The sequence below is a fragment of the Prochlorococcus marinus str. SB genome (genome assembly GCF_000760115.1).
Taxonomy (GTDB): Bacteria; Cyanobacteriota; Cyanobacteriia; order PCC-6307; family Cyanobiaceae; genus Prochlorococcus_A; species Prochlorococcus_A marinus_D.
Genome location: NZ_JNAS01000002.1, coordinates 32,391 through 44,807, shown reverse-complemented (window position 1 = coordinate 44,807; position 12,417 = coordinate 32,391). Strand labels below are relative to the sequence as shown.

General features: G+C 32.7%; 12 protein-coding genes. 8 read left to right on the top strand and 4 right to left on the bottom strand.

Annotation, left to right across the window (positions count from 1 at the left end; genetic code table 11):
- Positions 1-16 precede the first annotated feature (16 nt).
- Together EV02_RS05965 and aroA are read right to left on the bottom strand one after the other, a co-directional pair.
- Positions 17-922 (bottom strand): tRNA (5-methylaminomethyl-2-thiouridine)(34)-methyltransferase MnmD, encoded by a 906-nt coding sequence (locus EV02_RS05965; RefSeq protein ID WP_032519283.1) that lies wholly within the window; start codon positions 920-922, stop codon positions 17-19.
- Between the two features lie 12 nt (positions 923-934).
- Entirely contained in the window at positions 935-2,251 is a 1,317-nt protein-coding gene (gene aroA / locus EV02_RS05970) for a 3-phosphoshikimate 1-carboxyvinyltransferase (RefSeq protein WP_193742616.1), read from the bottom strand.
- Between the two features lie 129 nt (positions 2,252-2,380).
- On the opposite strand from aroA, the gene EV02_RS05975 reads away from it, so the two are divergent.
- From EV02_RS05975 to acs, 6 genes are all read left to right on the top strand, one after another.
- Complete coding sequence (locus tag EV02_RS05975) at positions 2,381-3,109, top strand: 2-phosphosulfolactate phosphatase family protein (RefSeq protein ID WP_032519276.1); 729 nt, start codon at positions 2,381-2,383, stop codon at positions 3,107-3,109.
- A 30-nt stretch (positions 3,110-3,139) separates the two neighbouring features.
- Positions 3,140-3,967 carry a carbon-nitrogen hydrolase family protein gene (locus tag EV02_RS05980; protein WP_032519273.1) on the top strand — a complete coding sequence of 276 codons (828 nt, stop codon included), beginning with the start codon at positions 3,140-3,142 and terminating at the stop codon, positions 3,965-3,967.
- The gene (locus EV02_RS05985) at positions 3,967-5,052 is read left to right on the top strand and encodes an N-acetylmuramoyl-L-alanine amidase (protein ID WP_032519270.1); all 1,086 of its coding nucleotides are present in this window, start codon (positions 3,967-3,969) and stop codon (positions 5,050-5,052) included. The genes EV02_RS05980 and EV02_RS05985 overlap by 1 nt, the downstream gene beginning before the upstream one ends.
- On the top strand, positions 5,049-5,843 hold the full coding sequence (murI, locus tag EV02_RS05990) for a glutamate racemase (protein ID WP_032519269.1): 795 nt from the start codon (positions 5,049-5,051) through the stop codon (positions 5,841-5,843). Before EV02_RS05985 ends, murI begins: the two co-directional genes overlap by 4 nt.
- 27 nt (positions 5,844-5,870) lie before the next feature.
- Positions 5,871-6,842 (top strand): solanesyl diphosphate synthase, encoded by a 972-nt coding sequence (sds, locus tag EV02_RS05995; RefSeq protein WP_032519268.1) that lies wholly within the window; start codon positions 5,871-5,873, stop codon positions 6,840-6,842.
- A 94-nt stretch (positions 6,843-6,936) separates the two neighbouring features.
- Positions 6,937-8,919 (top strand): acetate--CoA ligase, encoded by a 1,983-nt coding sequence (gene acs / locus EV02_RS06000; protein WP_032519265.1) that lies wholly within the window; start codon positions 6,937-6,939, stop codon positions 8,917-8,919.
- Here the strand turns inward: acs and EV02_RS06005 are convergent.
- A complete protein-coding gene (locus EV02_RS06005) occupies positions 8,916-9,638 on the bottom strand; it encodes a DUF1350 family protein (protein ID WP_032519263.1) in 723 nt (240 codons plus the stop codon). The genes acs and EV02_RS06005 overlap by 4 nt on opposite strands.
- 118 nt (positions 9,639-9,756) lie before the next feature.
- On the opposite strand from EV02_RS06005, the gene EV02_RS06010 reads away from it, so the two are divergent.
- Positions 9,757-10,536, top strand: coding sequence for a 3'-5' exonuclease (locus EV02_RS06010; RefSeq protein WP_032519262.1), 780 nt, complete (start codon positions 9,757-9,759; stop codon positions 10,534-10,536).
- 29 nt (positions 10,537-10,565) lie between these two features.
- Here the strand turns inward: EV02_RS06010 and EV02_RS06015 are convergent, their stop codons facing one another.
- Positions 10,566-10,988 carry a GLTT repeat protein gene (locus tag EV02_RS06015; RefSeq protein ID WP_032519260.1) on the bottom strand — a complete coding sequence of 141 codons (423 nt, stop codon included), beginning with the start codon at positions 10,986-10,988 and terminating at the stop codon, positions 10,566-10,568.
- A gap of 98 nt (positions 10,989-11,086) precedes the next feature.
- Between EV02_RS06015 and hisS the strand changes: the two genes are divergently transcribed.
- The gene (hisS, locus tag EV02_RS06020) at positions 11,087-12,364 is read left to right on the top strand and encodes a histidine--tRNA ligase (protein WP_032519258.1); all 1,278 of its coding nucleotides are present in this window, start codon (positions 11,087-11,089) and stop codon (positions 12,362-12,364) included.
- Positions 12,365-12,417 lie beyond the last annotated feature (53 nt).

The following is a 12,417-nucleotide window of genomic DNA, read 5'->3' as shown; positions in this document are numbered from 1 at the left end:
AAATCCTAACTTAAATCTAACTCTTAAAGGATAACTTCGTCATTCCCCACTTCTCTCTCCATTTTTTTGTAGATAATAGATTTGAGAATAATTGCTCATCTGATCTTCTCCTAATTATATCGTCTTTACTTGAGTTTAAATCTTGATCTCTATATGGAATGCTAGCTTTAGTTTTGAGATGTTCCTCTTCCATTAAAGATAACTTTTCAAAATTGAAATTTGGTTTCAATTTATTCTTATCAAAATTTGATATTGCGACGGTTCCCTGACTCCAAAAAGTTCTGTTTTTAAAAATTGGCTTAATATTAAAAATTTCTAATCCAAGATTTCTTAAAGTTTTTCTTACCGCCGCTGAAGAAGAATAAGTTATTAAATAACCCTGAGAATTGAGACTCTCTGACACTTTAGATAAAAATTCAATTGTCCATAATTGTGGGCATTTTTGAGGAGAAAAACCATCTAAATAAATCAGATCGAATTTAATAGATGAAGGAATAATGTTGATTCTTTCTCTAGCATCACCCCACAAAACACTGCATTTAAAAAATTGATCCTCAAAGTAATCTTTTCGATAAAGTGATTCAAATATTGTTTTGACTTTTGGAGCCCATAATTTAAGGAAAGATTCATTACTAAGCGAATATTCAAGAGGCTTTTTATCAATTTCCAACGCATACAAATTTAAATACGATTTTTGTTTAATTAATTCATCTAATAAAGAAGCGGAATTGTATCCTAAACCAAAACATATATCCAAAACATTGAGAGATTTATCCTTAAATCTTTGCAAATTAGAAGTAGATGTAAACTTTAACTTTGTTTCCTCCAATGCGCCCAATAAACTATGGAAGTTCTCTTGAAAAAGTGCACTTCTTAAAGAGTAACTACCGTCTTTAGTTAAAATTTCTGTTAATTCAGACAAAAACCTTTTTGGCTAGTTAGTTAGTTTGGCAAGGTCTTCCCAAAAAGTGGGATAAGAGACGCTAGCTGCATTTGCCCTCTTGATTTTTGAGGTGCCTTTGGCAAGAAGTGAAGCAATAGCAAGACTCATTGCCACTCGATGATCTGTCTCACTGTCTACCTCCGCAGAATGAAATTTTGATTGTCCATTAATGATTAACCCATCCTCCTTTTCTGTTATTTCAGCACCAAATTTTTGTAACTGTCGTGCCATGACTTTTAATCGATCTGTCTCCTTAACTCTTAATTCCTGTGCATCCTTAATTTCAGAAACTCCATTACAAAAACAAGCAGCCACAGTAAGGATAGGAATTTCATCAATAAGTTTTGGGAGAATATCACCTTCAATGGTGAATGATCTTAAATTATTTGAAGTCTTTACTTTAATAGATCCAATAGGTTCACCTGCAATAGTCGATTTATCTAAAATCTCGTAATTGCACCCCATTGAATCCATTACATTTAAAATCCCTGTTCTAGTGGGATTTAATCCTACATTCTGAATTAAAACCTCTGAATTAGGAACAATAGATGCAGCAATCATCCAAAAAGAAGCAGAGCTTATGTCTCCAGGAATCAATATTCTCTGGCCACTTAAGTTGCTCCCAGACTTGATAACTACATTCCTTCCTAATTCTCCTCTGATACTGACGTCTGCTCCAAATGCTTTTAACATTCTTTCAGTATGATCTCTTGAAGATGCTGGTTCAATAACAGAAGTGGTTCCAGAAGCTTTGAGACCTGCCAATAAGATTGCAGATTTAACTTGAGCACTCGCTACAGGGGTACCAATAACACATCCTTTTAGTTTATTCCCATCAATTGAGATTGGAGCTTTGTTTCCTTTTTCTCTACCAAAAATTTTGCCGCCCATTAACGATAATGGTTTGCCCACTCTCCACATTGGCCTTTCATTAAGAGAAATGTCACCTGTTAGGATAAAATTCTTTCCTTCTTGACCGGCAAGTAACCCCATTAATAATCTCATGGTGGTTCCCGAATTCCCACAATTTAGAATTTCTTTGGGCTCTTTAAATCCATCAAGACCCAATCCTGAAATCGTAAAAGGCTCATTTTTTTTTATTTCTGGTATATTTACACCTAATTTTCTAAGACAATCAGCAGTTGAAAGTGGATCTTCAGAATGCAAAAATCCCTCAATAGTCGTCTCACCCTTAGCAATACTTCCTATTATTAAAGCTCTATGAGAAATAGATTTATCTCCAGGTACTTTTACTTTTCCTTTTAATTTAACTCCACTATTTATTGTGCGGATATTATTCATTTTCAAATTAAATACTTGATAAGATTTCTGTAGAAACAAATTATTAATATATTATCAATAAGTTTGTTTTAAAAAAAAAATAATCAAATTAAGTAACTGTTTCTTATAATAAAATCAGAAAAAAAGGATTCAATTATTAATCTTACTTATTATCACGTTGCAAAGGATGTTCCAGAAATAAGTCCAGATATAGCGGTGGTCATTGATGTTTTAAGAGCTACTACCACAATTTCTTGGGCTTTAAAAAATGGTGCAGATTCAATACAAGTTTTTGCAGATTTAGATTTATTAAAAGAATCTGCAACTAAGTGGCAAGCTGAAAAGAGACTAATGCTTGGAGAGAGAGGAGGAAAGAAGATTGAGGGGTTTGATTTAGGAAATTCTCCTTTATCAGTTACAAAAAAAGTTGTTAATGGCAAAAGACTATTTATGAGTACGACGAATGGGACTAAATCATTGCAAAAAGTTCAAAATGCTAAGCATTTATTTGCTATGTGTCTCCCAAATAGAAAAGCAGTTGCCGAAAAAATCATTTCATTAAAAAATAAAAATGTTTTAATACTTGGTAGTGGTTGGGAAGGCTCTTATTCACTTGAGGATTCTTTAGCTGCTGGTGCTTTGGCCTCATACCTAGAACAGAACTGTGATTTCGAAATTAATATTCTGAATGACGAATTACAAGCTGCTTTAGCACTTTGGGATTTGTGGAAAAATGATATTTTGAAATGTTTAAAAACAGCAACCCATGGCAAAAGATTGACAAGTCTTGGAGATTATGAGGATGATTTTAAATGTTGTTCTAAACTTGATTGCTTAGATATTGTTCCAGCTCAAGTTGAAAGAGGTGTGATTCGTGCCTCATGATCTACGAATTGGTTCACAAGGAGTAAAGTCTTGACTGATTTTTTGGTAGCTGCATTGCAAATTACTAGTACTTCAAATGTTGAAGCGAATTTTATTGAAGCAGAAGAACAGATTGAATTAGCTGCAAGAAGAGGTGCAGAGTTAATAGGATTGCCTGAGAATTTTGCTTTTTTAGGAGGAGATGATGAAAAACTTAAATTAGCTTCTGAATTGTCAGTGAAGTGCGCAAATTTTCTAAAAACTATGTCACAAAGATATCAGGTTTTTCTTTTGGGAGGAGGGTATCCTGTTCCTGCTGGTGATGACAATCATACTTTTAATAGGTCAGCCTTATTTGGGAAAGATGGACAGATTTTGGCAAAATATGACAAGATTCATTTGTTTGATGTTGATTTGCCAGATGGAAATTTATACAAGGAATCATCCACTATTTTATCTGGGTCAGAGTATCCCCCCGTTGTAGATGTCCCGGGATTATGCAAAATAGGGTTATCGATTTGTTACGACGTTAGATTTCCTGAACTCTATAGATATTTGTCTTCAAATGGTGCAGAGCTAATTATGATTCCCGCAGCTTTTACAGCATTTACTGGAAAAGATCATTGGCAAATTCTACTACAAGCAAGAGCAATTGAGAATACAGCATATGTAGTTGCTCCAGCTCAAACTGGGATTCATTATGGAAGAAGGCAAAGTCATGGCCATGCAATGGTAATTGACCCTTGGGGAACAGTTTTATCTGATGCAGGAAAAACTCAGGGAGCTGCAATTGCACCTGCTGATAAAGAAAGAGTAAAGAAAATTAGGGAGCAGATGCCAAGCCTTAAACATAGAAAAAGCAAATTGTTTTCAAACTAATGATAAAGTTTTTAAACTATAAACTTTTTCGTTATTTATCCGTTTTTTTATTTTTAAATTCTTCAATCTTTCCAGTTAAATCTTCAAGTGCTCTTGCGGCATGGGCTATAAATACTAATGGGGTTTTAGAATTAAGAACTAAATCAAATACAAATTTAAGAGCATACTTTCAGAAGGCTAACCAAATATCGGGAGATAGATTCTGGGTAGATTTCCCAGGAGAATTAAAAAATCCCAGAACAATAAAAGGTAATGGCCCAATAAAAGAAATTAGATTAGGTAAACCAGATAAGGGTATAACAAGACTAGTAATTGAATTTAAGGAAGAGACTTATTTGAAACCTTTGACTTGGCAAATGGTTGGCTTAGATCAAAATAGATGGAGAATTAAACTATTTAACCCAAAATATTCATTTAAAAAGATTGGTGAAGGTTTAGTTGAAAAGAAAAGAGGAAATATCAAAGCCAACCAAAATTTAATTCATAAGAAGAAAAACTATTATGGTTACTTGAAATTACCAGAAGTAAAACGAAATAAGTTTGAAGTTGTAATCGATCCAGGGCATGGAGGACCTGACCCAGGAGCAATAGGTATTGGTGGTATTAGAGAAACAGATGTTGTTCTAGAGATTTCAAAAATAGTTAAAAAATTACTTTCTGACAAAGGGGTCAAAGTAAGGTTGACCAGAGCAAATGACGTTGATTTAGATTTACCTCCAAGAGTTTCCATTGCTAATAATACGGATGCAGATATCTTTGTAAGTATTCATGCAAATGCCTCAAGAGGTAAAAGAAGAGACATAAATGGATTGGAAACCTTTTATTACAGGGGGTGGAAAGGAAGATTACTCGCGAAAAGAATTCAAAAGCAAATTTTAAGAGTTTCCCCTGGGAGTCCTGATAGAGGAGTTAAACAAGGTCGATTTTATGTAATTAAAAATACGAGCATGCCTGCAGTCCTTGTAGAAATTGGATTTTTAACGGGAAGATTAGATGCAAGAAGATTAGAAAAAATAACCCATAGAAAAAGATTAGCCTATGCAATTGCAAAAGGCATCCTCGAATATCTAGATAAAGTAGGATGAAACTTAAAATAGGTATATTTGATAGCGGAATAGGTGGTTTTACTATCCTTAATTCTTTACTAAAAACTCGTAAAGATGTAGAAGTTTTTTATTTGGCGGATACAAAAAGAATACCTTTTGGGAACAAAAATTCTAAAGAGATAAGATTAATTGCAAAGGAGATTTGTGCTTTTTTTGTTGATAAGAATTTGGATGCACTTTTAGTTGCTTGTAACACTACAAATGCGTGTGCGCTTGATATTCTAGAAGATAATCTAAAGGTACCTTGTTTTGACCTTATAAACTCAGTATCGGAAATAGTTGATAAAAAAATAATTGGTGTCCTAGCAACACAAACAACTGTTCGATCATCGTATTACAAGAAAGCTATAAATGCTAAAAAAGAGAATACGATAATATTTCAGCAAGAATGTCCAGCATTTGTATCAGAAATTGAAAAAGAAAAATTAAATCTTGACAAGTTAAATAGTCTTTCAGAATTATACTTAAGACCACTAATAAACAAAAATATTGAAGAATTACTACTTGGATGTAGTCACTATCCTTTAATTTATGACTTTTTAAGAAAAAAATTAGATTCAAATATAAAAATCATTGATCCATCGGTAGCATTAATCAAAAAATTTAATGAATCTTTTGCTATTCCAGAAACTGACCGCTGTGAGAGTAATTCTCTCGAAAATGTAAAATTTTTTGTTACTTCAGAAAAAGATGAATTTTCAAATAAAGTAAAATTTTGGCTTGGAATTAATAAAGAAATTAGGTTGGTTAACCTCCGAAGTAATGTTTGATTCCCTAAGATATAGAAGAGGTCAATCATGAATACAGTAACAGAGCTACTACAACCAGTTGAAAATGATCTTGATGATCTTATTCTAGAACTGAAAAATCTAATAGGAGCGGGTCACCCAATTCTTCAAGCAGCAGCAGAACACCTTTTTAGTGCTGGGGGTAAAAGATTGAGACCAGGAATAGTTTTATTGATTTCAAAAGCTATATCTCCTAAATTTTGCTTGACAACCAAACATAAAAGACTTGCTGAAATAACTGAGATGATTCATACAGCCTCGTTAGTCCATGATGATGTTGTTGATGAAGCTTCTACAAGAAGAGGAGTAGACACTGTTCATAGTAGATTTAATACCAGAGTAGCTGTTTTGGCGGGTGACTTTTTATTCGCTCAAGCAAGTTGGCATTTGGCTAATCTTGACAATGTAAATGTAGTTAAATTACTTAGTAGAGTAATAATGGATTTAGCAGAGGGTGAAATTAAACAAAATTTAAATAGATTTGATTCGGCTCAATCTTTTTCTAAATACATCAATAAAAGTTATTGTAAAACAGCCTCATTAATAGCCAATAGTTGCAAAGCAGCTGGGGTTTTAAGTAAAATTGAAGATGAAAACTTAACCTCGTTGTACGATTTTGGCAAAAATATTGGTTTGGCATTCCAAGTTGTAGATGACATTCTTGACTTTACTGGAAATGATAAACAACTTGGAAAACCTGCTGTAAGTGATCTTGCTAGTGGTTATCTTACCGCCCCAGTTTTATATGCCTTAGAAGAAAATAAACATTTGTCAGTTCTCATTAATAGAGAACTTGCTGAAAAAGATGATTTAGATGATGCTCTTAATATCATCATGAACTCTAAAGCTATTGAAAGTTCCAGAAAACTAGCTGAGGATTTTGCGATGCTCTCTAAAGAAGCTATAGTCTGGCTTCCTGATTCAGAATATAAAAGAGCTTTAATGGCTCTTCCAGAATTTGTTTTAAGCCGTATTTATTAGATTTGTTAGAAATAAATCTTTGAGCTTAATTAATATTAAAATTTTTGAAAACCCTAATTTTTTCGACTAAATTTATTAAGCATAGATTTATTTAATGTCATTAGATAAAAAAAATTCAATCAATAACATACTTGAAGAAAAGAGAATTTTCTCTCCATCAAAAAAATTTGCAGAAAACTCAAATATTAGTACTCAAGAGGAATTAATAAGTTTAAAAAAACAAGCATCAGATAATCCTATTCAATTTTGGAAATCTTATGCAAAATCTGAATTAGATTGGTTTGAGCCATTTCAAACTGTATTAGATAACGAAAATGCGCCCTTTTTTAAATGGTTTAAAGAAGGAAAACTCAATATTACATATAACTGCTTAGATAGACATATTAAGAGAGGGCTTGGAGGGAAGACGGCACTTATATGGGAAGGCGAACCCGGAGATAGCAAAAAATATACTTACGAAGAACTTCTAAAAGAGGTATGTAAAGCAGCTAATGCATTAAAAGCAATTGGTGTAAAAAAAGGAGATCTGGTATGCATTTATATGCCGATGATTCCTGAAGCGATGTTTGCGATGTTAGCTTGTGCAAGAATTGGCGCGCCTCATTCAGTTGTCTTTGGAGGATTTTCTTCTGAAGCTTTAAAGGATAGGTTAATTGATGGAAACGCAAGATTTGTTGTTACTGCTGATGGTGGCTTTAGAAAAGATAAGGTTATTGAACTTAAGAAAGCAGTTGATGCGGCCATTGAAAGTGGGGCAGATAAAGTTGTTGAAAAAGTAATTGTTGTTCAACGATCCCAAAAAAATATTTCGATGGTTGATAATAGAGATTTTTGGTGGCACGAATTATTAATAGATCAAAAAGATCATTGTGAACCAGAAATAATGAATAGCGAAGATAGACTTTTTATTCTTTATACTTCAGGGTCTACTGGAAAGCCCAAAGGTGTAGTTCATACGACAGGGGGTTACAATCTTTGGTCTCATTTGACATTTAAATGGATTTTTGACTTAAAAGATGAGGATATTTACTGGTGTACTGCTGATGTTGGGTGGATTACAGGTCATAGTTACATAGTTTATGGGCCTTTATCTAATGGTGCTACAACCTTAATGTATGAGGGAGTGCCAAGACCCTCAAATTTAGGGGCTTTTTGGGAAATTGTTGAAAAATATAAGGTTTCTATTTTTTATACTGCACCGACTGCAATAAGAGCATTTATGAAGTCTGGGCGTGAAATACCTGATAAGTATAATTTGGAGAGTCTTAGACTTTTGGGCACAGTTGGTGAACCAATTAATCCTGAAGCATGGATGTGGTACAAGGATGTTATTGGTAAAGATAAATGCCCTATTGTTGATACTTGGTGGCAAACTGAGACTGGTGGTGTGATGATAAGTCCCTTGCCTGGAGTAGTTGCCACAAAGCCAGGTTCAGCTACTTTCCCTCTGCCAGGAATCGAAGTTGAAATTGTCGATAAGAATGGAGATACGGTTAAGGAGAACGAGGGTGGATATTTAATTATTAAGAAACCTTGGCCAGGAATGATGAGAACAATCCACGGAAACTCAGAAAGATACTTGGAGAGTTATTGGGAATATATTTCCTTTAAAGGAGAAAAAAATGTTTATTTCGCTGGAGATGGAGCACGCATTGATGAAGATGGATATATATGGATTATGGGAAGGGTTGATGATGTCATAAGTGTTTCAGGACATCGGTTAGGAACAATGGAAATAGAATCTGCTTTGGTAAGTCATAAATCAGTCGCAGAGTCTGCAGTCGTTGGCAAAAAAGATGATTTAAAAGGTGAAGTTATAGTTGCTTTTGTATCTCTAGAGAAAGACGTGAACGGTTCTTCAGAATTAGTAGAGGATCTAAAAGAACATGTTGTTAATGAAATTGGAATTATCGCAAAGCCTGAAAAGATTATAATTTCTGACTCTCTTCCTAAAACACGTAGTGGAAAAATTATGAGGCGAATTTTAAGATCTTTGGCTGCAGGAGAAAAAATTAGCGGTGATATAAGCACTCTTGAAGATAGTTCTGTTTTGGAAAAGCTTAAAGTATTATCCTAATCAGATTTATCAATATAATTGGAAATTTTTTTTATAGTATCTCTTTTGAATTCATCATCGGCCCAGTCTCCCAAAAAATTTTCTCTTAGTCCTGCGCTTGCAATTATAGTGTGTGTCCCTTTTAACATTATCCCCTTAGAATTATCTTCTTTTCTTGCTTTCAGACAAGAAAATAATTTATCTGTTTGATCTAATTCGTCTGAGTTGAATTTTATTAGGAAGTTATTTTTTTGATTATATGTTTTTTCAATTAATAGCAAAGTTCTTTCAGGGCTTGGGCTGAATTCACTGTTGAATTCTAATTTTTGAGAAATTTGTTTTAAAAATGGAATAGATTTGTTAGCACTGAAGTTATTAAAACTTATTGATATGAATTTTTCGCAATTTCTTCCACCATCAGGGGAAATTAGATGAAGTTTGCAGCCTAGACTATGACCAACTCTTATGGATGGAATTGATGCTCCTATTCTCTTTGATAGAGATATTCGGCAATTCTTGAAATCCCTCCATGCTTTAATAGCAAGTTGTTGGTGATCAAATTGTGGAGTGTATTTATAAGCATGTACTGCATAGTTTTTATTAATTAAACTATCGATGAATCTTCTATAAGTTAAATCTGGTTTAGAAGCTAGATAACTTCCACCAATAAATTCCACAATTTTTTTTGGATTTGAAGGCCAATAACAAAAGTTATTAAATTGATATTGTGTAAAAGTCATCTTTCATAAACTAAGAATTTTTTAAAAAATTATTTATTAATCATGTTTCTTAATTTATATTAATTTAAGAGAAATTTTTATTAAATGCGTCAAGATAAATGAAAGTGTTTTCAGCTAATTGGAACTATCTAACAAAAAAGAATTAAATCAATTGGATATTCTGCAGGATCAATTTATCAGTTATCCATCTGAAGATAGTGTTGCAAATCAGAATAAAAGAATTGAAAAAATTTTAATTCTTGATACTGAAACAACAGGTTTAGATGAAAATAAAGATGAAGTAATAGAGATAGGTTGTATTTTGTTTGATGTATCTTTTAAATGTGTACTTTCACAGGTCTCATTTTTATTCCCTGTTAATAATAATGAAGCAGAATATGTTAATGGCATATCTGCAGAAGTAACTAATATCTCTCAACCATGGGAAGATGGATTGAATTTCTTTTTAAAACTTGTTGATTGTTCGGATTTTATTGTCGCGCATAATGTAGAGTTTGATAAGAAATGGTTTGGAAAAGGAAGATTACCTAAACTTAATAAAAAATGGATATGCAGTTTAGAAGATATTAATTGGTCTTTTCAAAAATCACTAAAAAGTAGACCCTCAGTAACTGATTTAGCTTTATCTTTTTCAATACCAGTTTGGAATTTACATAGAGCTTTATCTGATTGCTTTTACCTATCTGAAGTCTTCAAAAAATGTGATAATTTAGAGGAACTTTTACTTAAAGCTACTGAACCAAGGTTTTTATACAAGGCACTGATTAGTTACGAGGATAGGTCTTTAGCTAAAAATGCTGGGTTCAGATGGAATAGTCCTGTACAAGGAGCTTGGTCAAGAAAATTAACTACTGATGAGGCAAAAAATCTTGATTTTAGAGTAGAGATTTTAAATTAATATTAAATAATTTTTGACTAAGAAAATATTTAGTGCATCTTACAAGGCATCCATTTATTACCCATTTTATGTGCTCCAAAGCATCCGTATTTTGAGGCAGCCTCTTCAGCCTCTTTTTTAGTGTTAAATAGATCTAACATCATATTTTCCTTATTTGAATTTGAAATTTGTTTGGAATGATTGTGATGATTGTTATGTGAACTAGGTGAATACTCCCATATTCCCATGGTAGTAACACCTGCAGAGATAATTCCCATTCCAACTACTGATAAATTGACTATTCCCATTGCTACTGCACCAAAAGAAAATACACCCATTGGTACTACCCCAATACTTATTACTCCCATTGGCACTATTCCTATTGAAACTATACCAAGAGGTGCTATTCCAAAAGCAATTTTTTTTGGCTTTGTACCGCAATGCTGATTTCCTTTACCTTTATTAATTCCCAATAGTTTTTCTAAATGTTAAATTAAAATTGTCTCACAGAATAACTAATCAATGATTAATTTCTAGAGGAATTAAAAATTTTGAATTATTTTTTAGAACTTTGAATAACTTAAAAAATCTAAGAGGAACAGTAGACTTGTTGCCTGATCAATTAATAAAGTGGCAAAACGTTGAGAAAATTGTATTGGAACAGCTTTCAAGAGCATCCATCAAAGAAATAAGAACACCAATACTGGAAATGACCGAGTTATTTATAAGAGGAATTGGTGAAGGAACAGATGTTGTTAGTAAGGAAATGTATACATTTCTTGATAGGGGGGAGAGATCCTGTACTCTTAGACCCGAAGGAACAGCCTCAGTCGCACGAGCGTTAATACAACATGGAATATCGTCTAATCCTCTTCAAAAACTTTGGTACATGGGTCCTATGTTTCGATACGAAAGACCTCAAGCTGGCAGGCAAAGACAGTTTCATCAGTTAGGTGTTGAGTTTATAGGGCATGAATCAGTTAGAAGTGATGTTGAAATTATTGCCATAGCTTGGGATATCTTAAGTAAATTAGGAATAAAAGAACTAAATCTTGAAATAAATACTTTAGGTGATGCTAATGATAGATCAAATTTTCAAAAATCCTTTTTAAAATGGCTAGAAATAAATAAAGATTCTCTAGATTTAGATTCTCAGAATAGAATTACTAAAAACCCTTTGAGGATTTTGGACTCAAAGAATATTCAAACAAAAAAATCTCTTAAAAATGCACCAAAATTATTTAATTTTTTATCTGAAAAAAGTCAGAATAGATATTCAGACTTAAAAAAACAATTAGAGGCTTTAAAAATACCTTACGTGGAAAATTTTAATTTAGTAAGAGGTTTAGATTATTACACTCATACTGCCTTTGAAATCACAAGTGGGGACTTAGGTTCCCAAGCTACAGTTTGCGGAGGAGGAAGATACGACGATTTAATAAAACAAATGGGAGGTCCAAATACCCCGGCAATTGGATTCGCTATTGGTCTAGAAAGATTAATTTTACTAGCAGGAAAAGAGCTTGATGTTCCAAGAAATACTGATATTTATATTGTTAATCAAGGCTTAATTGCTGAATCATTAGCAATGGAATTATCTAGAAAATTAAGAAATTATGATTTGATAGTTGAGTTAGATTTAAGTGGGGCCTCATTTTCTAAACAATTTAAAAAGGCAAATAAACTAAAATCTAAAAGTATTATTGTCATTGGGGATGATGAGGCAGTTAAAAGAGAATTTTTAATAAGACTCTTTGATCAATTAGGTAATGAAAATAAAGAAGAGCTTATATCTTTTGAGAATGATATTAAATTAAAAAGTTGGATTAATAAAAACTTGCTCGAGTAATGCTATTGATATTGGTAATAATTTTTCTTTTGATAATCATTTTATTTAGTTTA

Coding starts and splice junctions, on each gene's coding strand:
- EV02_RS05985 (WP_032519270.1), top strand. CDS start 3,967: ATGATAAAGTTTTTAAACTATAAACTTTTTCGTTATTTATCCGTTTTT.
- murI (WP_032519269.1), top strand. CDS start 5,049: ATGAAACTTAAAATAGGTATATTTGATAGCGGAATAGGTGGTTTTACT.
- sds (WP_032519268.1), top strand. CDS start 5,871: ATGAATACAGTAACAGAGCTACTACAACCAGTTGAAAATGATCTTGAT.
- acs (WP_032519265.1), top strand. CDS start 6,937: ATGTCATTAGATAAAAAAAATTCAATCAATAACATACTTGAAGAAAAG.
- EV02_RS06005 (WP_032519263.1), bottom strand. CDS start 9,638: ATGACTTTTACACAATATCAATTTAATAACTTTTGTTATTGGCCTTCA.